At 46.9% G+C, this 20,445-nt stretch carries 19 protein-coding genes and 1 tRNA gene; 10 read left to right on the forward strand and 10 right to left on the reverse strand.

What is annotated here, in order from left to right; genetic code table 11:
- Window positions 1-294: 294 nt before the first annotated feature.
- The 4 genes from ACZ43I_RS10800 to ACZ43I_RS10815 all read left to right on the forward strand — a co-directional run bounded on the left by ACZ43I_RS10800 (window position 295) and on the right by ACZ43I_RS10815 (window position 3,630).
- Window positions 295-367, forward strand: a tRNA-Ala gene (locus ACZ43I_RS10800).
- A gap of 157 nt (window positions 368-524) precedes the next feature.
- Window positions 525-1,739, forward strand: a complete 1,215-nt coding sequence (locus ACZ43I_RS10805; RefSeq protein WP_425568422.1) for a DUF819 family protein — start codon at window positions 525-527, stop codon at window positions 1,737-1,739.
- 159 nt (window positions 1,740-1,898) lie between these two features.
- A complete protein-coding gene (locus tag ACZ43I_RS10810; RefSeq protein WP_344704322.1) occupies window positions 1,899-2,945 on the forward strand; it encodes an ABC transporter permease in 1,047 nt (348 codons plus the stop codon).
- A 1-nt stretch (window position 2,946) separates the two neighbouring features.
- On the forward strand, window positions 2,947-3,630 hold the full coding sequence (locus tag ACZ43I_RS10815) for an ABC transporter ATP-binding protein (protein WP_344704411.1): 684 nt from the start codon (window positions 2,947-2,949) through the stop codon (window positions 3,628-3,630).
- Between the two features lie 65 nt (window positions 3,631-3,695).
- Here the strand turns inward: ACZ43I_RS10815 and pruA are convergent, their stop codons facing one another.
- The 6 genes from pruA to ACZ43I_RS10845 form a co-directional block, all read right to left on the reverse strand.
- Complete coding sequence (gene pruA, locus ACZ43I_RS10820) at window positions 3,696-5,240, reverse strand: L-glutamate gamma-semialdehyde dehydrogenase (protein WP_344704320.1); 1,545 nt, start codon at window positions 5,238-5,240, stop codon at window positions 3,696-3,698.
- 195 nt (window positions 5,241-5,435) lie between these two features.
- On the reverse strand, window positions 5,436-6,140 hold the full coding sequence (locus ACZ43I_RS10825) for an MOSC domain-containing protein (protein ID WP_344704318.1): 705 nt from the start codon (window positions 6,138-6,140) through the stop codon (window positions 5,436-5,438).
- A gap of 17 nt (window positions 6,141-6,157) precedes the next feature.
- Entirely contained in the window at window positions 6,158-7,573 is a 1,416-nt protein-coding gene (locus ACZ43I_RS10830) for an IS1096 element passenger TnpR family protein (protein ID WP_344704316.1), read from the reverse strand.
- Window positions 7,574-7,587: 14 nt separating this feature from the next.
- Window positions 7,588-9,102, reverse strand: a complete 1,515-nt coding sequence (gene gntK, locus ACZ43I_RS10835) for a gluconokinase (protein WP_344704314.1) — start codon at window positions 9,100-9,102, stop codon at window positions 7,588-7,590.
- Between the two features lie 140 nt (window positions 9,103-9,242).
- Window positions 9,243-9,872, reverse strand: a complete 630-nt coding sequence (locus ACZ43I_RS10840; protein ID WP_344704312.1) for an SDR family oxidoreductase — start codon at window positions 9,870-9,872, stop codon at window positions 9,243-9,245.
- 93 nt (window positions 9,873-9,965) lie between these two features.
- Window positions 9,966-10,817: a fumarylacetoacetate hydrolase family protein gene (locus ACZ43I_RS10845; RefSeq protein ID WP_344704311.1), complete on the reverse strand. Its 852-nt coding sequence runs from the start codon at window positions 10,815-10,817 to the stop codon at window positions 9,966-9,968.
- Between the two features lie 156 nt (window positions 10,818-10,973).
- On the opposite strand from ACZ43I_RS10845, the gene nhaC reads away from it, so the two are divergent.
- A complete protein-coding gene (nhaC, locus tag ACZ43I_RS10850) occupies window positions 10,974-12,389 on the forward strand; it encodes a Na+/H+ antiporter NhaC (RefSeq protein ID WP_344704310.1) in 1,416 nt (471 codons plus the stop codon).
- Window positions 12,390-12,443: 54 nt separating this feature from the next.
- Here the strand turns inward: nhaC and ACZ43I_RS10855 are convergent, their stop codons facing one another.
- Together ACZ43I_RS10855 and ACZ43I_RS10860 are read right to left on the reverse strand one after the other, a co-directional pair.
- Complete coding sequence (locus ACZ43I_RS10855) at window positions 12,444-13,643, reverse strand: MFS transporter (protein WP_344704309.1); 1,200 nt, start codon at window positions 13,641-13,643, stop codon at window positions 12,444-12,446.
- Window positions 13,644-13,658: 15 nt separating this feature from the next.
- Window positions 13,659-14,069 carry a MarR family winged helix-turn-helix transcriptional regulator gene (locus ACZ43I_RS10860; RefSeq protein WP_344704307.1) on the reverse strand — a complete coding sequence of 137 codons (411 nt, stop codon included), beginning with the start codon at window positions 14,067-14,069 and terminating at the stop codon, window positions 13,659-13,661.
- Window positions 14,070-14,301: 232 nt separating this feature from the next.
- Here ACZ43I_RS10860 and ACZ43I_RS10865 point away from each other — a divergent pair, with 232 nt between their 5' ends.
- Complete coding sequence (locus ACZ43I_RS10865; protein ID WP_425568420.1) at window positions 14,302-14,736, forward strand: acyl-CoA thioesterase; 435 nt, start codon at window positions 14,302-14,304, stop codon at window positions 14,734-14,736.
- A 39-nt stretch (window positions 14,737-14,775) separates the two neighbouring features.
- On the opposite strand, the gene ACZ43I_RS10870 is transcribed toward ACZ43I_RS10865, so the two are convergent.
- Window positions 14,776-15,624, reverse strand: coding sequence for an aldo/keto reductase (locus ACZ43I_RS10870; protein WP_344704305.1), 849 nt, complete (start codon window positions 15,622-15,624; stop codon window positions 14,776-14,778).
- Entirely contained in the window at window positions 15,625-16,782 is a 1,158-nt protein-coding gene (locus tag ACZ43I_RS10875; RefSeq protein WP_344704303.1) for a catalase family protein, read from the reverse strand.
- Between the two features lie 327 nt (window positions 16,783-17,109).
- Here ACZ43I_RS10875 and ACZ43I_RS10880 point away from each other — a divergent pair, with 327 nt between their 5' ends.
- From ACZ43I_RS10880 to ACZ43I_RS10895, 4 genes are all read left to right on the forward strand, one after another.
- A complete protein-coding gene (locus ACZ43I_RS10880) occupies window positions 17,110-18,498 on the forward strand; it encodes an alanine/glycine:cation symporter family protein (RefSeq protein WP_344704301.1) in 1,389 nt (462 codons plus the stop codon).
- A 133-nt stretch (window positions 18,499-18,631) separates the two neighbouring features.
- Window positions 18,632-19,393, forward strand: coding sequence for a DMT family transporter (locus tag ACZ43I_RS10885; protein WP_344704299.1), 762 nt, complete (start codon window positions 18,632-18,634; stop codon window positions 19,391-19,393).
- A complete protein-coding gene (locus tag ACZ43I_RS10890) occupies window positions 19,357-19,548 on the forward strand; it encodes an EamA family transporter (protein ID WP_344704297.1) in 192 nt (63 codons plus the stop codon). Before ACZ43I_RS10885 ends, ACZ43I_RS10890 begins: the two co-directional genes overlap by 37 nt.
- Before the next feature lie 119 nt (window positions 19,549-19,667).
- Entirely contained in the window at window positions 19,668-20,381 is a 714-nt protein-coding gene (locus ACZ43I_RS10895) for a sulfite exporter TauE/SafE family protein (RefSeq protein ID WP_344704295.1), read from the forward strand.
- The last annotated feature ends 64 nt before the right edge of the window (window positions 20,382-20,445 follow it).

Consider the following 20,445-nt stretch of genomic DNA (forward strand, 5'->3'; position numbering starts at 1 on the left):
ACATGTCTCTTTTGTGCACCTTGGTCCTCTGCATGATTCCGGGATTTATATAAACGGTTCCCGATGATTGTGTTTATGTGGTAGAAGCGCCATAGAGCGCACTTTATCTGTCTATAAAGTTTTACATCACTATACTACAATCAATTGTCAGACATGTCTATATTTTTTCAATAGTTGGAATACTGAAGGCCTTGGCCGACACTTGTTTGTCCAGATATTGAAAATGAGTTTTTCGACAATAAATGGGCTTGTATATTACGGTGTTATCATATAGAATATTGTTGTAGCACAAACGGGGCCATAGCTCAGTTGGGAGAGCGCTACACTGGCAGTGTAGAGGTCAGGGGTTCGAGTCCCCTTGGCTCCATTGATTCCTCCACCTTCAACGGGTGGAGGATTTTTCTTTTTTCATACCCTACATATTAGAAGTCGCCTAGAATTTATTATATAATTTCAGCTATATACATCCAAAAAGGGTTGCTGATGCAGTCCAAAGGACGGCTGGCGCTAAAAAGGAGTTTGGTATTATTAATGCTTTGATATCACCCGACGAAACTTGGCTGCTGTGGGCATTCCTTGTAGGTTGGGCAGCTGTCAGCATATGGCTGGAACAGCGCTATGAATGGGCTTCGAAACTGTCAGGCGCAATCATTGCGCTTGTCGGAGCGATGCTGATGGCGAATACGGGGCTGATTCCCACCGAGTCGCCCGTCTACGATTCGGTATGGACGTATGTCGTACCTTTATCCATACCGCTTTTGCTCTTCCAGTCCAATTTACGTAAAATTTGGCAGGAAAGCGGCCGTCTGCTGATGATCTTTCTGCTCAGTTCCATTGGTACCGTCGCTGGTTCCATAGTCGCATTTACCTTTCTGAAGGATCTGATACCAGGCCTCCCCCATATCGCTGCTATGATTTCAGGTTCCTATACGGGAGGCAGTGTGAACTTCGCAGCTTTGGCGACGCGGTTTGACGTGCCTGGCGAAACGGTCTCTTCAGCGGTTGTCGCCGACAATCTTCTGATGGCAGTCTACTTCTTCATACTGATACTGATTCCTGCAATCGGCTTTTTCCGCAAAAAATATAATACTCCCCACATCGATGCCATAGAGGCACGAGAAGAAGGCGACAAGACGACATCCGCTTCCTACTGGAAGCGTAAGGAAATCGCACTGAACGACATCGCGCTTGCGGTCGGTTCTTCATTCGTCATAGTCGCCGTATCGTTCAAGCTTGCAGAAATTTTCCGCTTCCTCATACCCGAAGATGCGAATATTTTCCTGAGTGTGTTAAGGGCAGTGATTGGAGACGATTATCTGATGTTGACAACATTGACGCTGATTCTTGTTTCATTTATCCCGAAATACTTTGAACGCATCAATGGGGCCCAGGAAATTGGTACTTTTCTGATCTATATATTCTTTGTCGTCATCGGGGTGCCCGCGTCCATCCCGCTGATCATAGAAAATGCACCACTCATTCTGTTGTTCGCTGCCATCATTGTCTTCATCAATATGATCGTATCGTTCTCGTTCGGCAGAGTATTCAAATTCGACCTTGAGGAAATCATCCTCTCGAGCAATGCCAACATCGGCGGTCCTACAACAGCCGCCGCCATGGCCATTTCGCGCGGCTGGACACGACTGGTCGGTCCAATTCTCATCGTCGGCACACTTGGTTATATCCTTGGCAACTACATCGGAACCACGCTTGGCCTCTGGTTCAGCAGCATGATGTAACTTCATGCCAAAAAGGAGCACTCTTTTTTAAGAGTGCTCCTTTTTTATTTCCATCTCTTTCTCGAAAGTTTATTTTGCGTTTATATTGCCGTTACATCCGGTTTATATCGCCTTGATAGACTATGGTCAATACAAATCGAAAGGAAGCATTGAATCGAGATGAAATTAGCCTTGAAAGAACTGAAGTTCTATAAGTTCAAGTACATCATGGTAACTGCCATACTGTTCCTGCTCGCTTTTCTGGTGCTGTTCGTTTCAGCATTGGCCCAAGGGTTGGCACGAGAAAACATTTCAGGCATCGATGCCTTGAACAGTGAATACTTTGTCATGGAGGAAGACGTGGAAAATGACCTCATGCGCTCAGGACTGTCTGAAGATCAGATCAATGGCGTACAAGAAACAACCTCCGCCGATCCTCTCCAGTTATCGATGCAGAAAATAGAATCCGGAGACTCGGAAATCAGCCTGCTCATTGCGGCAACCGACGAGTCAAAAGAACCTGCTGTAAAAGAGGGGCGTTTTCCTGAATCGCAATCCGAACTCCTCCTGAATGAAAAATTGAAGGCAGAAGGGTTCAGCGTCGGAGATGATGTTACATTAACCAATGAACAGACATACGAAGTCAGCGGATTTGCCGAAGACATCATGTTTGCCCATAACTCGATGGCTTTTGTGACACCTGAAGCAATAAATGACTTGGAATCCAGGACGGCTGCACTGATAATCAGTGAAAGCAGTGAAGCAGAACGTCAAACGATTGACGATGCGCCTGGCGTGGCGGTGGTTTCTGCTTCTGAACTGAAAAACGCCGTCCCAAGCTATCAGGCCGAACAGCAGCCGCTCAACCTGATGATTGTCTTTCTATTCGTCATTTCAGCAATCGTACTTGCAGCCTTCTTCTATGTCATCACCATCCAGAAAACTTCCCAGTTCGGCATACTGAAGGCAATCGGTACGTCTTCCCGTACATTGGCCGTCTCCATCCTGATTCAAGTCATACTGATCACGTTGACTGGTGTCGTATTGTCACTGATCACCATTTCTTTAATCGGTATGGTCATCCCAATCGATATGCCGTTTTATCTGAACACCAATCTGATGGCATTAGTATCAGTACTGTTTCTGGTGGTAGCGTTCATCGGTGCTGGTTTGTCATTGGTAAGAGTAATAAGAATAGATCCATTGGAGGCGATCTCAAGTGAATAATATGACATTGGAAGTACATGGATTGACTAAAACGTTTGGCACGGGAGATGCGAAAACCGATGTGCTCAAAGGAATCGACTTCAGTGCCTCAAGCGGTGAATTGATCATCTTGAGCGGCGCATCAGGTTCCGGCAAGTCGACCTTATTGTCGATACTCGGCGGCCTATTGTCCCACACTGAAGGAGAGGTCAAGTTAGACGATGTCGATTACTTGGATCTTAGCGAAAAGGAATTGACGAAAATGCGTCTCACAGATATTGGATTCATATTCCAATCCTCCCACCTCATACCCTATATGGATATCGTCTCACAGCTTAGTTTCGTTGCAGAGCAAGCCGGGCTTAGTAAAAATGAGGCCCGTAAGCGCAGCAAGGCATTGCTCGAAGAAATTGGACTCAGCCACCGTTTCAACAGCTATCCTGGTATGCTCTCAGGTGGCGAAAGGCAACGTGCCGCCATTATGCGGGCTTTGATGAACAAGCCCAAGATGCTTCTGGCCGATGAACCTACGGCGAGCCTCGATGGTGCACGCGCCATAGAAGTCGTCGAAATGCTCCGGGATATTGTTAAAGATCGTGGCATGATTGGCATACTGATCACGCATGATTCACGTATTTTCGAGTACGCAGACCGAGTGCTTACGCTTGAAGATGGCCATCTCAAAGCGGAATCCCAGATGCAGTAAAATAGCACACAAAAAAGCGGAGGATGACTACCCAGTCGTCCTCCGCTTTCATCATTTCTATTGATTTAGAACATTTCTGATACAACTTTTTGCTCCAGGAAGTTGAGCATATAGTCAGGGCTACCTGTCTTCTGGTCTGTACCGGACATCTTGAACCCACCGAATGGGTGATATCCTACGACAGCTGCCGTACAGCCACGGTTGAGGTAGAGGTTGCCGACATTGAATTTGCGGCATGCCAGAATCCAGTTCTCACGTGTATTTGTGATGACTGCACCTGTAAGACCGTATTCAGTATTATTGGCAATTTCAAGCATTTCATCGAAATCATCTGCTTTAGCAAATGCTACGACTGGTCCAAAAATCTCTTCTTGCATGATGACCGCTTTTGGATCCAAGCCTGAGAAGATTGTCGGATGGATGAAGTATCCTGTAGAATCATCAGTTTCTCCACCGATTTCCAATTTACCTTCTTTTTTGCCTGTTTCGATATATTCACTGATCTTATCAAACTGCTTCTTGTTGATTACCGGCCCCATGTAAGTTTCATCTACAGGGTTACCGACCGTCAATTCTTTTGTCAGTTCGATGGATTTAGCCAATACTTCATCGTATACATCTTTGTGGATGACTGCGCGGGAACCGGCAGAACATTTCTGGCCGGAGAAGCCAAATGCTGAATTGACGATGGAATCCGCCGCCAAGTCCAAGTCTGCATCCTTATCGACGATGATTGTATCTTTACCGCCCATTTCAGTTATGACTCTTTTCAGGAAATCCTGTCCTTCGTGTACTTCGGCTGCTCGTTTATTGATGCGGAGACCCGTCGCTTTGGATCCTGTGAATGTGATGAAGTGCGTCTTATGATGATCGACCATATAATCCCCAATTTCAGCCGGATCACCTGTAACGAAGTTCACGACACCTTTTGGAAGTCCTGCTTCCTCAAGCACTTCCATCAACTTATATGCAATCAATGGTGTGTCTTCTGCAGGTTTAAGCAGTACTGTATTCCCTGCAATGACTGGTGCTGCGGTTGTTCCTGTCATGATTGCGAACGGGAAGTTCCAAGGTGAGATCGTCACACCAGGACCCATTGGCTGATAGAAATAATGGTTGTGTTCACCTTCGCGGTCAAGGGTCGGTTTACCGTCTGCCAATTCCATCATTGAGCGGGCATAATACTCTATGAAATCAATGCCTTCGTTCGTATCTCCATCAGCTTCGTTCCATGGCTTCCCTGCTTCGTACACCATCAACGCAGAAAATTCATGCTTGCGGCGACGGATGATTGCAGCGACTCTGATGAACAGTTCTGCACGATCTTTCGGATCCCACTCGCTCCAGGTTTCGAAAGCTTTTTCTGCCGCTTCCATTGCTGAATCAATATGCTCAGTCGTGGCTTTGGATACATGACCGACGACTTCTTCTTTATTTGAAGGGTTGTAAGAAGTGATCTGGTCATCCGTTTCGATATGTTCTCCACCGATGATCAATGGGCGTTTGACGCCGAAATCCTTCTTCACCTGCTCCAGAGCATCTTTAAATGCTTTTTTATTTTCTTCTTTCGTAAAATCCGTAGCTGGTTCTGCACTGTATGGTACTACCATGAATGACTTCCCCCTTAATTTAATTGGTTCAGCACTTGGGATGGGTGCCCATTCCTATAGTACTAAAACCGTTTCCATATGAATTCTACCGCATTAGAAAACTTTTTTAAAGATTTATGCATTATTTATGGTCGACTTAAAAGAATGCTTGAAAATTTCTGAAATCAAACATACTCTCAATCATTTGAATATTCATCACCTGTTCGGACCGAATACCCGCTTCTTACTGCTCCCCTCTTTACCCAAAAGACGTTTCTCGAGTGTCGCTTTCCAATTGGGGGCAAGATACTCACATGCACTCAAACTTTCGGCAAGACCGACATTATCTACTTGGTCATACATGACTTCATTGCATGCACTGATCGTCCACTCCGGGCATGGCTGTTCAATGAGCTCCAAAGTGTCGCCGGGCTGTACGTATCCTTCCTGCAGCACCCTGAAATACCAGCCCGTACGACCCGTATTTTGAATCTGCAGGGCAAGATCGATGATCCTGTAGCGTCGTGCCGGTTTCCAGCAGGGTCGGCGCGGTTGCGAAACTTGGATGACTGCACCCCCTACTTTATATGTATCTCCTATCGAAATAGAAGATTCATCCATTCCCGTAATTGCGAAATTCTCACCGAAACCACCCGCTTCAATATCGACCCCTAACTCGCGGCGCCATGTAGCATAATGGATCATTGGGTAGGCGAATACTGCCTTCTCAGGTCCGCCATGGTTCCTTTTGTCTGCCACTTCATCCGTGTCAAACCCGGTTTTTGTAAGATAGCTTCTTTCATGCCGCTCTGTCTTGAATATCGCACTTTTCCATTCTCTATCGAACTTATCCTCTGCGTCTGGATGTCCCATCGTCTTTACTTTGCCGGTGAACAACTTCCGGACTTTTGGTTTTTCCATATGAGCCGCTCCTCTCGTCACTCTATTTCATCTATATTGTATTCTGTAATCGGATATGACTTCCTGAACATTTTTTCAAGCTGATTGTTGATGGCCGTTACAGGATACCGTTCCCTGTAGTTGGTGGCCCGCACCTTCTCATAAGTCCTTATATAATCAGGATGGTCTACTGAAGACAGCACTTCAAGAGTATCGGCAAGATATGCCGCACCACCTATGTTCTCTATCGGAGCCGGGCCTTGATGACTTTGGACCTTTGGTATCGGCCGGTGGATATGGGCTTTGGCTTCAATATCGAGCGTCACCCGATAATCTTCTCCATATAGGTAGTGGAGGGTTTCATGATGCGCAAATACCGCATCAATCTGGATGTAACTGGACGGCAATCGCCCCTCACTTCCCAATGCATCTCCTGTTGCATCTATCGTCAATGTCCCTGCTTCGAACGAGGCATCGTGCTTCTGCCGCCATCCCATCGCTTTTTGGATGACGAGATGAAGCTCGAAACAGTTGCTGCCTGCCGGCATGATGATTTCCCGGGAAATTTCAAAGTCTAGATCTTCAATCTGTGCATGGAGGACATAGGCATTGAAATCTCCACCAGGCGGACGCCCAACCGGCGACCCAGACTTTCTCCGATGAGCTTCGACCGCTTCAAATGATACTTCCTCCAATGCTGACCTGACAGCTTCATGCATGACATAATGATCAGCATGGATTTTGACGAGGAGACCTAGATTCCGGGCATCCGACCACCTTGAGCTCGCTTCATATACATTGAATCCCTTTTGGACATTGTCTTCGATCTGCTCAAGATCCGTCGTATTCAGCTGGAGCAGGATGCCCTCAAGATATTTTGGATTGGTTATGATAGAGGTCAAATGGCGCAGATAATCATCTTTTTGATGGCCATCAGGCTCTGCATTCAGACGCTTCAGCATCCGGCGCAACTGACGCCAGGTGATATTGTCATATAGCCAGTAGATCGGTCCACGGTAGATGCGGTCAAGCATTGCGACATCATCCTGGTCCAGGGGTTCATTTTTATGGATATACATCGGATGGGCGGGTATATTGTGGTTTTCCTTTAATGCTTTATGGAGCGCCTCTACAATATCATGATGAATGACGCCGCGCCCCTCGCCAGCCTCCAGTATATATTGGAAGTCGGTGAGTACAGGGTAATCATCGACTCTATAGATTACCTGGTGCAACCCTTCTGGCGGCTCAATATCGATCAGTTGTCGGATAAGGGCTATTTCAGTCATCGTCACCATATCAGTAATGGGGGCGGCCCCGTCCATCAATCTGATTTCCGACACTTTAAAGTCAACCAATGAAGCGAGTGTCTCAAACACCCCATCATTAATGAGGTTGGCACGAGCCAATTCATTTTCCTCCATATAATAGGAGAAGAATTCATGCAGTTCCATCCGTTCCACCTCCGTTATCTGATTTCGTCCATCCTATCATAGAAAGGTTCGAGCGCCCGACCAAGCTCGATATAAACACTCATGATTTCCTGATACTTCAAGTATACCTTCTCGTCCGGTATATATGCATCGCTTTCACCGACGAAGTCTGCAACTTCATTCAAATCACGTATTTCGCCAAGGGCGTAAAGACCGAGGAGACAGGCGCCGAAAGCACTTGATTCATATGATTTCGGCACAGTCAATTGCTCCCCGAATACATCAGCCATCAACTGCTTCCACATCTCACTACGTGCAAAACCGCCACTCGCCTTAATGCTTTTCACTTCATTCATCTGTTCACGAAGTGCCAGATATACACTGTAGAGATTGTAGACCACGCCCTCCAGGGCTGCCCGGATCATATGGCTCCGCTCGTGGGATAAAGTCAATCCATAGAAGGAACCGACCGCTTTCGCATTCCATAAAGGGGCCCGCTCTCCTGCAAGGTAGGGATGGAAGATGAGCCCATTGCTGCCCGGTGAGACACTATCCGCTGCACGCGTCATAACTTCATAGGGATCTTCATTATAGGCATCTGCTTTCCCCACCTCTTCTTGGCACAGTTCGTCACGTATCCACCTCAGGATTACACCGCCATTATTCACCGGCCCGCCGATGACATAGCGATTCTCCGTCAAATGATAACAGAAGGTCCGCATCTTGGGATCGGTCCGGGGTTCTGTAATGACTGTGCGGATCGCCCCACTGGTACCGATGGTGATTGCCACGTCCCCCTCCTGTATGGCATTGACGCCGAGATTGGCGAGGACGCCATCACTCGCTCCGAGAATGATTTTCGTGTCCTTGGCCAGACCAGTCTGGCCAAGGTTCCGTCCGATACTCTGATGCACTTTGGTTGTACTGACGATATCCGGGAGTTGTTTTGGTGTCAGATCCAGCAGTTCAAGCACCTCACTGTCCCATTGCGATGTGTCAAGATCCATCATGCCCATGCTGCTGGCGATGGATTTATCGACTTCGTACATCCCCGTCAAATGATGGAGCACATATTCCTTGATGCCCACGATTTTACCGATTTGACTGTAGATCTCAGGCGCCTTCTCCTTAAAATGAAGCAGCTTGATGAACGGGCTCATGGGATGGATTGGGGTACCTGTACGCCTGTAGATGGCAAGCCCTTTGGCATCATCCCATTTCTCTGCCATATCCTCACTTCGCCGATCCGCCCAAGTGATGCACTCCGTCAGCCGTTCACCTGAATGATCCAGAAGGATTATACTGTGCATGGCAGCAGAACAGGAAACGAAGGCAATCTCGTCACCACACGCGTTCCGTTCCACCAGATTATTCAGTGCGCGCATGGATTTCATTAGAATCTCATCCGGATCCTGCTCCGCCGTGTAGACATCCGGTGTATGCAGTGGATAGTGTTGGGTCTCCTTATCTATGTATCCACCTTGAGTGGTGAATAAGACAGCCTTTACCGCAGTTGTGCCGATATCGAGACCAATCATATACTGTTTCATGATGAAACCTCCTATGCTTCCCTTATATTATATCGTTTTCTTTAACATATACAAAACTCAGCCCCATACTTAAGATCCCAAGGCATTCACCAACTCAAAAACAGCCACCCAAGAGTTCTCTCAGGTGGCTGCTAATATATCTATAGAATCTGACTGATTGAAGTCTCTCCTTCAACCACATAATAGATTTTATCCTCTGGTGGATAGCCGATTATTTTAACCAGCACATCAGCTACATCTTCACGGATGATTTCTCCGTACTCGGTTTCTCCTTTGTATTCATAGAAAGTGACGGTGCCCTTACCTTCTCCATTCGTCAATAATCCAGGACGAAGTATCGTGTAGGGGACTCCAGAATCGATCAGGTGCTCATCAGCCCGGTGTTTGGCGTGGAGGTAGGGGCGTATCTCACCTTCTACACCACGGGGGTTTTCAACACCCAGACCGCTGACCATGACAAAATGATCCAGTTCATATGATTTTGCGAGATCAATGGCTTCAATGGCACCCTCCTGGTCAATCAGGATGGTCTTATCGGCTCCAGTCGAAGCACCAGACCCTGCTGTGAATATCACTCCATCCACACCTTCAAAGGCATGGCTAAAGTCCCCTTCGAGATCTGCAATCACAGTGTCGATGCCATCATCTTCAAAAGCTTGTGCCTGCTCCTCTTTACGCAGCATGGCTACTGGCTCATGTCCTTTTTCCTTCAGTCGACTGACGACCATTTGACCTATTTGGCCGTTGGCGCCTATGACGAGTACTCTCATTATGTCTGCCTCCCATGTTCGTTATACCCATATCATGCAGATGCCCGCACCAAAAATCAAACATCATACCTACATCTTCCTATGGCACTTCCATTATTCTGCTCGGATATATGTTGTCAGACGGCCAAGCTGCTCAATCTCCACCACCACTTCGTCACCTGCCTTCAACCATGGCCGCACTTCTCCCCCGTGCCCCATGGCGACCCCTTCAGGAGTGCCGGTCAATATGACATCACCCGGTGCAAGCGTCATGTGATGGGAGATATAGCTGACAAGTGCTTTACATTTGAAGATCATATCATTGGTGTTCGAATCTTGACGCACTTCATTGTTTACTGTGCATTTGATCCTGAGTTTATCGGAGTCTTCAATCTCATCTTTTGTGACGATGTATGGACCGATTGGACAGAATCCATCCAAACTCTTACCAAGTAGCCACTGCGAAGTTTTAAATTGGAACGCACGCTCCGACAGATCGTTCGCCGCACTGTAGCCGAATATTGCATTCTCGGCCTCGGTTTCATCTATTCTGTAAGCCGTCTTGCCGATGACTATGGCGAGTTCAGCTTCATAATCCACTTGTTTGGCTTGTGATGGAATGTTCACGATGCCCCTATCGCCGGATAGGCTGTTTCTGAACTTGCTGAAGATGATGGGGTTATCTGGCACTGACATTCCTGACTCAACAGCGTGCCGCCGGTAGTTGAGCCCAACACAAATGATTTTTTCTGGGCAATCGATCGAGGGACCAAGTTTAGTTTTATGCAATTCTATAAAGGAGCTGGTTTCTGCTTCCATGGCGAAATCAAGGAAATCATCAAGTCCCTTGTGCCTTTCAATCGCTTCGATCATCGTGGGGTATGCCCCGGAAATATCGAGGATACCTTTTTCAGTCAAGATTCCTGGCCGAAGTCTACCTTCTTTATAGAACGTTAAAAGTTTCATGAGTCATCCCCCCGATTGTTGAGTTCAGTTTAGAGGATTATATCATAAAATTTAGAACACTCTTAATTAAACGTAATTGGAATGAATCGAGATTTTCATAAAAGAACCTGTTAACATGTTTCTATTGTATAGTCTAATTATATAGGAGGTTCAAAAATGTTCCGCATTCAACCTGCCCAGACACCATCTTTACCCGAAGCACTCATTGCAGTCATCAGTATCATCATTATAATCAGCACAAGCATCATCCATTTTGAAACCACCCCACATATGGCATTGATGTTTTCTATCATATTGCTCATCATCTATGGAACCGTCAAACGCGTCCCCCACCAGAAACTTCAAGAAGGGCTTTCTGAAGGTGCTAAATCGGGGATGGGTGCTGTATTCATCTTCTTTTTGATAGGCATGCTGATTGCTTCATGGATCTACAGCGGTACCATCCCAACGCTTATATATGGCGGTTTTGAATTGGTGACCCCTTACTTCTATCTCTCCATCGTATTCATCGTGACCGCCATCGTCGGCATATGTGTCGGCAGTTCTCTGACGACTGTCGGTACCGTCGGTGTCGCTTTTATTGGTGTGTCCAGTGCATTGGACCTTTCTTTAGCCATGACAGCCGGGGCCATTGTGTCTGGAGCGTTCTTCGGTGACAAGATGTCTCCTTTGTCCGATACGACTAATATGGCATCCAGTATATTGGAAGTGGATTTGTTTGATCACATTAAAAATATGATGTGGACCACCATTCCAGTTTTCCTGATCACATTTATTCTTTTCGCCTTATTATCTCCGAATATATCTTCTGTCAATTTTGGCGAAATGGAAGTCTACCAGCAAGGTTTGCTCGATACTGGTTTGATAAGCTGGTATAACGCAGCAGTGCCACTGGCTGTCCTTCTTGTCTTTTCAATGCTGCGTGCGCCTGCACTGCTTTCTCTTACAGCCGGTATTGTCAGCGCACTCCTGTTGTCGACTCTACATACTGCGCCATCTCTTACAGGAATATTCAACATCCTATTCGGTGGCTTTGTTTCTGAAACCGGCGTGGCGGAGATCGATGAACTTTTGACCCGTGGCGGCATGGAGAGTATGTTCTTCACAATCGGCATTGTCATCCTTGCATTAGGCATGGGCGGGTTGCTCTTTAAGCTTGGCATCGTACCGAGATTGTTCGCTTCAGTGGAGAATACGCTGAAGGATGTGAAATCGGTCATTATAGGATCGGCCCTCAATGCAATCGGTGTCAATATATTGATCGGTGAACAGTATCTATCCATTCTGCTGACGACCGAGACGTTCCAGAAGCAATATGAAAAAGTGGGACTTGAGAACAAAAACCTTTCAAGGGTGGCAGAAGATGCGGGCACCGTTATCAATCCACTAGTACCGTGGAGCGTGTGCGGGGTCTTCATTGCAAGTGTGCTGGGTGTCCCCACCCTCTCCTACCTGCCATTCGCCTTCTTCTGTCTGCTCAGCCCGATTATGACGATCCTGTTTGGAGTGACCGGCAAGACACTTACCTACATCCACAATGATGCACAAAGGGACGGATGGAAATCTCCATGAAATGATCTTAGTTGATAGAAAATTACCCACAGGCACTGCCGGCGGGTAATTTTTTTATCGCGCATGATTCGATTGTTGTCGACTACGGCTTTCATGTCTGCCGTAGACTATGAAGTAGATGCCCATGGCGAGGAGTATGGACAGGACAAGGAGCTGATAGACACCACCGTAGCCAAATGATGGTACAAGCAGCCCCAGGAATGCTGGGCCGAAGCCGAGGCCGATTTCCATCATGATGAAGAAGGTACTTGTAGCAAGTCCAACGTTCTCACGTGTAGCGATGTTTACACAGACGGTTTGGGCGATCGATTGGAAATTCCCGTAACCGAGGCCGATTAAGACACTGGCTGTAAGCAGCACCCATCCCGTCGTGGCCCCTCCAAGCATATAGAAGCCGATGGCCATCAGTATGAATGCCGGATAGAGGATGATGTTCGCCCCCCGATTATCCATCAGCTTACCTGTGAACGGCCGTGTGAACGTTATCGAGATGGCATAGACGATAAAGAAGAAGCTGGCGGCAGTGACCAGATCAGCTTCTTTGGCAAACAGGTTCAGGAAGGACAGGATGGCGGCGTAGGCAAGGCCCATAAAGAAAATTGAAACGCCCATCGGAAGGACCTGCCGATCAATCACCTTAAATTCCTTTAGTGTGGGTTTGGACGGATATTTGATATTATTCGTCCGAATCATCGGAATGGTGAAAGCCACCAGAAGTACAGCTACAGCGATGATCAGCAACATCATATTATATGGCATGATGCCCATCATGAAGAAGCCAAGGAAAGGACCGATGGCGGAACCGACTACGAAACTCAGACTAAAATAGCTGATGCCCTCGCCCCTACGGTTCTCAGGCACCGAAATGGTGGCCAGCGTATTGAGCGCGGTGCTGATCAGACCGGTTGCGAATCCGTTAAGGAAACGCGTGATGATGAGCAGCGCGAGCCCACCCTCTATAAAGTAGAGACTATAGGTGGCAAAGAACATCACTGTTCCGATGTAGAGAAGGTGCTTTGCACCGACTGTATTGATCTGTTGGCCTGTCAGCGCTCTGCCGATCAGGACGCCGACGATGAAAATACTCGCTACCAGGCCAGCTGTGCTGGCTGATGCATTATAATTGTCTATCACAAAACTGCCTATTGTCACCATTGATATGTACATTGAGAACATAATGATGAAATGGTACATGAATATGGCCAGAAACTCTCTCGTCCAAATCTTATTTTCCTGATGCATTTCCCGGGACAAGCCATCATATCCTTTCTATATATTGATTCTCCGCAACATTTTTATCATTGCGTCCACTTCTTTAGAGTCAAAATCTTCAAGTATCTCTCTCTGCATACCTGTCATACGGGCGCGCACTTCCTTGAATAGTCTATCCCCTGAAGCACTCATACTCAGGTTCTTGCGCCTGCGATCGTCAGTACCGGGTGTCGATTCAATCAGGTCGAGTTCAAGCAAGTATGTGATTACTTTGTTGGCGGTTGATTTTTCTATCTGCCTTCTTCTGCTTACATCGACGAGCGTTGTCTCGCCATGTCTGGCAATATCCTTTAGAATCTGCCACTGGGCGCTGGAGAGGTCATAGGCTGATAGTATTTTGTTGGCTTTACCGATATAAGATCTATAGAGATTGATATACAGGTCGAAGAATTCCTGTTCAGGATTCATCCGCAACACCCCTATTGGTTAGTTAGACTAACCAATTCTAACGCTTGTAAAACTTGAAGTCAAACATGTAAACGTTTTAGTGATTTAAAATTTCACTCTAATGACATCGAGCTTACATCTACATAAAAATACATGAATATCATGTCATCTTCGGGAATCGCGAACCGATTGCCGAAATAATCCTTAAGAATGGTATAATATGTATGTAAATAGAATTGAAAGGATGTCTCGAGTGGATCATTTTCACGTTGCAGAAAAGGAAGTACAGATATTATATGCGGACACTGACATGATGGGCGTCATCTATCATGCCAACTATGTAAAATGGCTGGAGCTCGGACGGATGCAGCTCGTCGAAGATATCGGATTTGATTATACCGCTATGGAACGAGAAGGATTCTACGCCCCTGTATACAATGTGGATATTACATACAAAAAAGCGTTGAAGTATGGAGACCGTGCGTTTGTCCGTACGTGGGTGGAAGAAAATACAGGCATGCGGACAAAATATGGTTTTGAGATTGTAGACGACTCGGGGAATATATGTGCTGAAGGGACGACGACACACCTTGTCGTCAAGAAAGTCTCTGGCGAATTTAAGCCGGTTGCGTTTAAAAAGGCATTCCCCGAGTGGTTCAGAAAATATGAAGAGATTAAAAAAAACTAGAAGAAGCAGCTTTTGGCCGCTTCTTCTAGTTTTTTATCGCTATACATATTCTTCGTATTCGTTAGGATGCTGACCCTCAACCCGGCCTTCTTCTCCCTTATCAAGGGAATCTATCGCTTCAAGGTCCGCTTGTGAAAGTTCAAAATCATAAACATCAAGATTCTCTTTCTGATGCGCGGACGTAGCCGATTTTGGTATGACAAGGACATCGTTCTGCAGATTCCATCTTACAATCACCTGTGCAGGTGATTTTTCGTATTTATCCGCTATCTCCTTGATTGTTGGATTGTCCAACACATCGTTGATCTCCCTGCCGAATGGACTCCATGCTTCGGTTACTATGCCACGTTCCCTATTGGCCTCAACCAACGCTTTATTATTGAAGTACGGATGGCGCTCAATCTGATTGGTCGCCGGAGTGACGCCTGTCTCATCAATAAGACGGTCGAGATGCTCTTCAAGGAAATTGGAGACGCCGATGGTTTTGATCAATCCGAATTTCTTGGCATCAATCAGAGCTTGCCACGCCTCGACATATTTATCCTGCATCGGCAAAGGCCAGTGGATCAGATACTTATCAAAATAATCGAGGCCTATGCGATAGAGCGATTCCTGAATCATCTTGATCGCCTTGTTATAGTCGTGTGTTTTGCCTGGTAGTTTGGAGCTGATGATCAGCTGTTCCCTCGGTACTTCAGCACGCCTGACTGCTTCTCCCACTGCCCCTTCGTTAAGGTAGTTGGTGGAAGTGTCGATAAGACGATATCCATTGCCATCAATTGCCGTCAGCATGCTGTTGATCCCGGCGGCCCCTTTGATGCCGACCGTCCCGAGTCCAATCTTAGGCAACACACTTCCGTCGTTGAGTTCAAATTTTTCCTGGTTCATCTATATCTTTCCTTTCTGCATATGTTGATATTCTTTTCTACCCATCAGTTTTACAACCACAGAATCCACTAGCTCCGCCACCTCATATTTTGAAGACATGGAGCTCACGAAATCATAGACTTCCAACACTTCTGGATTATCGAGCAGTCTATGATAAGTTCCGATTTCCTGTGCATCGGCTCTATGCGCGAAGTGAGGCCAGATATTTTCCAGGAAATTTTTCGTTTTTTCTGCGGTATATTTCCTCTCATATGTCTGATCAATAAGGCATTCAAAATCCCCAGCTGTAATCCCGGTGGATGAGTTGAATAGGTTCTCGATTTGGTAAAATATTTCCGGATCTTTGAGAAGTACATAATGTTTTTCTTCCGCCCAGAGTTCTTTTAGCAATCGGTATTCCTCTATACCAATTTCCGTCTCCTGCAACCTTCCAAAGAAGGAACGCCTGTAGAGGAAATGGCGCAGATAAGGGATTTCGCCATTCGGTGCGCGACCGAATGGCGCATTCATCGTATCAAAAAACTTTATGCCTTGAACCTTTTCCTCTCCAATCGACATATTGCCAAGATGTGTGGTTCTCCTCGGGCAATGCTCTGTTATATATGGGTCCATCTCCGAATAGAGTTCGATATTGCCGCTCTGCGGATCATAATCCATGCGGAATTTCAGCGTATCCTTGCCGTAGCTATGGGTCGTATAATATTTATAGCCCATATCCGTCCGCTTCGGCATTTCCGCAAGAAGGGAATCCAGACGGCTGTACAGGCCGCCTGCACGGAAAATATTGAGAAATCGTTTCACGTTTTTCCGTTCCACGTAAAGATGGATGTTGTACATCAGATTGATGACCTCGGAAGAGGTGCTGAATGGGAAATACGGGAAGTTGACACCGATGATGTCAATAGCCCGTATGGGATGGTGGAACCTGATGCTGCATCCTTTGATGTTGACCAGTTGTTCAGGTATTTTTTTGGAGGTAGCCGCATTTGACAGCCTGACCGTTGCGCGCTCCACATCCCCGAATACCTTCTTTCCCTCTGCATTCAAGTGTACTGCTGCGCGATGCAGTGTGCCGTTGCCGTGTGCCCGTTTGCTTCCTGCGTCATGGACATCGAACCGCTCTATCAGATCGATGATGATCTCCGCTGCTGTCTTCATATCACACCTCCTTCCGTTTCATCATTTCCTATTTAATCTCACTCCTATTTTTCACTTTTCCGTCACTCTCTAAACACTTTAAGCAGAAGCTACCTTTCCCTTCTCTCTTATGCATTTCCCTGGATGTACCGACGAGGTATATAAAACTGAAAATTATGAAATTTTTTTAAATTAATATTTAATTCACTAAAAGAAAAAATTTAGTTTAAAGAGGTATAATTACAATAGACAAATGATGAATTTTTGTTATGGTGGATGGACTGTAACACAAAAATGATGGTTCTTATAAAAATATGAGAGCGTTTTCAGGATAATGGGAGTGGAAATATGCTAGAAATCTTAAGAGAAATAAACGCGATACTCTGGGGACCACCAAGCTTAATACTGCTTGCCGGCACAGGCCTGTTTCTGACCCTCCAACTAAAGGGAATGCAGTTCAGCAAGCTCGGATATGCATTCAAACTGGCATTCACTAAAGACAAATCGGATGATGACGCTGAAGGTGATGTCAGCAACTTCAAGACATTGATGACTTCACTCGCCGGCATGATCGGAAACGGCAACATAGCCGGTGTCGCCACTGCCATTACACTCGGGGGGCCAGGCGCCCTGTTTTGGATGTGGCTTGTAGGTCTGCTCGGGATGGCCACTAAATATTCCGAAGCGCTGCTCGCCCAGATGTACCGGGTCAAAAATAAGAATGGAGAGTACTCCAGTGGTCCAATGTACTACATAGAAAAAGGGCTCGGTTCAAAATTCAAATGGTTGGCTGTTCTTTTTGCCTTCTTTGCAGCCTTTGCCGCCCTTGGCATCGGCAACGGTGTGCAGTCCAATACAATCGCCGATGTCATGGAGAACAGCTTCAATGTAACTGGATGGGTGACGGGCGTCACCCTCGTCATCCTGGTCGGATTGATTGTGTTTGGAGGGATAAAGCGCATCAGTAACGTCGCCGGCGTATTTGTGCCGGTCATGGCCGTCCTCTACATCGTCAGTGCCCTTCTGATTCTGGCGCTGAACTATGATCAGATCATCCCGGCATTTGGATTGATATTCAAGCATGCATTCACACCAGTATCTGCTGCAGGCGGGTTCTCGGGAATCGTGGTCATGCAGGCTATGCAGCACGGTGTTTCAAAAGGTATCTTCTCGAACGAAGCGGGGTTGGGTACAGTCGCTCTGATTGCCGGTAACGCACGGACCACCCACCCGGCTAAACAGGCGCTTGTGGCAATGACAAGCACTTTCATCGTAACGATCGTGGTCTGTACCATGACGGGCCTCGTGCTGATTGTAACTGGTTTCTGGGATGCTTCTGGCGGTCTCATTTCAGGCGTGAGCCATAATCCGAATCTTGAAGCCGGTGCCTTGACCAGTGCTGCATTCGGCTCCTCTCTTGGAGCCATAGGGGAATACATCGTCTCCATCTCAGTCGTATTCTTCGGCTTCTCTACAATCATCGCCTGGTATGTATACGGCATAAAATGTTTCGAGTATCTATTCGGCCTGAAATATATTGTGGTCTATGGCGTCATCTACATCACAGCGACATTCCTCGGCACAGTGGCAGACCTTTCCACTGTCTGGGCTTTCGCTGATACTGCGAACGCACTGATGATGATACCGAACCTGATCGGACTGCTTTTCCTCTATAAAGTGATCAAGACGGAAACACAGAAGTTCTTTGCAAACCCAGTCCAAAAAGTAAATATGTAGAAATTGGCTATCTGACCGCCCAAACTTGGGCGGTCAGACTTTTTTTCATACTTCTGCGTTGCTTGCCCCTCTACCGACTCGCGGCCATCTGCTATAATGTGCTTACACTCAATCGCAGCGGAAGGAGGAGACCATGGCACAAACCCACAACAAATATCCAATAGATGAAAGGATGTGGTGGACCTACCCGATTCTGTTCCTTTCTGTCATCATATGGGGCAGCAACTTCATCATCGGGAAGATCCTGGTCGAACACTTCGATGCCTACAGCATCACCATCATACGCCTGATTGCCATAAATGGTTTCCTCTGGCTGTTTGCTTCCCGCTATTTCCGCATGCCTAAAGGTCCCGCTAAAGTCTGGGTGGTCATCGCCCTGTCGGGAATCATCGGAATCGCCATGAACCAATACACATTCTTCTTGGGCCTGGTTACAGCGAGTCCCGTAACATCCGCCCTGATTCTGGCACTCGCCTCTGTCATGACAGCCATGCTAACCATTTTCGTCTTCGGCGAACGGAGAGGGGGCAAGTTCTGGACGGGCGCAGTGCTGGCTCTCGTTGGAGTGGTACTCAGCACTTTCGACGGCACGGCCATTGTCTTCGGATGGGGGGAAGGCGTCATAATACTGACTATGCTGACGTTTGCAGTATTCATGATCCTCATCCAATGGATGTCAAAATATATCAATGCCATACAGATTACACTGCTATCCAACCTCTTTGGCCTCATCATTTTGCTGCCCTTCCTATTGCCGATTATGGGCGGCTATGGGCGGCTGATTGGACGATGTAGTTTCTGCTCATCGCAAGCGGCATCATCGTCCATAGTATTACAAACATGGCATGGAATCGCGAAATGCCTAAAGTTGGGGCTGCGAATACAGCATTGCTGATGAATCTCGAACCATTCGTCGCCATGTCAGGGTCGGCACTGATTCTTGGCACTGATATCCTCTCTACTGAAGTCATCGGCGCCATACTGATCATCAGCGGGGTGACCCTATCCATACGCCGGGTACGCCGGAACAAACAACTTCTACATGACTGATCTGGAAACAAATAACTGAATCATACACTTGAATATAGTGTGATACCAAGGCCGTCGTCGCCGATACAGAAAGGAAGCTGGATATCATCGAAACTTTAACCCTTTTCGCCGTACTAACTGTGGGAATCGCAGTTGGATTCATCAATATCGTTTCAGCCGGCGGTTCCATGCTGACACTGCCGATGCTCATATTCTTCGGCCTGCCATCGACTGTGGCGAACGGGACCAATCGTATCGCCATCCTCTTCCAAAATTGCTTTGCGCTTTATCAATTCCATAAAAATGGCCATCTTAATTGGCGCCTGAGCCTGATGCTTGCTGTACCCACAACAATCGCATCAGTCTATGGTGCCCGTATTGCCGTCAATATCGCCGATGAGACTTTCGATACTCTGCTGGCGACCTTCATGGTGATCTTTGCCATTCTGCTCATCATCAAACCACAGCGCTTCATGAAGAGGGACTTTAATCTGAAGGTCTCCATCCCGCTTCTTCTGGTTGCCTTTACATTGATCGGCTTCTACGGAGGAACGTTGCAGGCTGGCGTCGGCTTCTTCATCAGTCTGATCCTCCTTATGCTTATCCCGAGGATACCGATGGCCGAAGTACACGGCATCAAGACGCTCGTCGTCACCATCTACGTCTCCATATCGCTGCTCGTCTTCATATTCAATGATATGATCGACTGGAAATTCGCAATCGCCCTGTCCATCGGTTCAGCGATAGGCGGATCCTTCGGTGGTAAATATGCAAGCATCATGCCGGACCGGCTTCTTCAGCGCATCCTGATTGGAGCCATAATATTCTTCGCACTCATATTGATATTGAAATAGGATTCTCTCTAAGGCTAAAGACCTGGTTGTCCGCCTTCAATTCCATAATGTCATTTAACAGAAA

The organism is Salinicoccus jeotgali, from assembly GCF_055379195.1.

Bases quoted from the DNA above. Each gene is read 5' to 3' on its own strand.
- ACZ43I_RS10810 (WP_344704322.1), top strand. From the start codon at position 1,899: ATGAAATTAGCCTTGAAAGAACTGAAGTTCTATAAGTTCAAGTACATC.
- ACZ43I_RS10815 (WP_344704411.1), top strand. From the start codon at position 2,947: ATGACATTGGAAGTACATGGATTGACTAAAACGTTTGGCACGGGAGAT.
- pruA (WP_344704320.1), bottom strand. From the start codon at position 5,240: ATGGTAGTACCATACAGTGCAGAACCAGCTACGGATTTTACGAAAGAA.
- ACZ43I_RS10825 (WP_344704318.1), bottom strand. From the start codon at position 6,140: ATGGAAAAACCAAAAGTCCGGAAGTTGTTCACCGGCAAAGTAAAGACG.
- ACZ43I_RS10830 (WP_344704316.1), bottom strand. From the start codon at position 7,573: ATGGAACTGCATGAATTCTTCTCCTATTATATGGAGGAAAATGAATTG.
- gntK (WP_344704314.1), bottom strand. From the start codon at position 9,102: ATGAAACAGTATATGATTGGTCTCGATATCGGCACAACTGCGGTAAAG.
- ACZ43I_RS10840 (WP_344704312.1), bottom strand. From the start codon at position 9,872: ATGAGAGTACTCGTCATAGGCGCCAACGGCCAAATAGGTCAAATGGTC.
- ACZ43I_RS10845 (WP_344704311.1), bottom strand. From the start codon at position 10,817: ATGAAACTTTTAACGTTCTATAAAGAAGGTAGACTTCGGCCAGGAATC.
- nhaC (WP_344704310.1), top strand. From the start codon at position 10,974: ATGTTCCGCATTCAACCTGCCCAGACACCATCTTTACCCGAAGCACTC.
- ACZ43I_RS10860 (WP_344704307.1), bottom strand. From the start codon at position 14,069: ATGAATCCTGAACAGGAATTCTTCGACCTGTATATCAATCTCTATAGA.
- ACZ43I_RS10870 (WP_344704305.1), bottom strand. From the start codon at position 15,624: ATGAACCAGGAAAAATTTGAACTCAACGACGGAAGTGTGTTGCCTAAG.
- ACZ43I_RS10875 (WP_344704303.1), bottom strand. From the start codon at position 16,782: ATGAAGACAGCAGCGGAGATCATCATCGATCTGATAGAGCGGTTCGAT.
- ACZ43I_RS10880 (WP_344704301.1), top strand. From the start codon at position 17,110: ATGCTAGAAATCTTAAGAGAAATAAACGCGATACTCTGGGGACCACCA.
- ACZ43I_RS10885 (WP_344704299.1), top strand. From the start codon at position 18,632: ATGGCACAAACCCACAACAAATATCCAATAGATGAAAGGATGTGGTGG.
- ACZ43I_RS10890 (WP_344704297.1), top strand. From the start codon at position 19,357: ATGCCTAAAGTTGGGGCTGCGAATACAGCATTGCTGATGAATCTCGAA.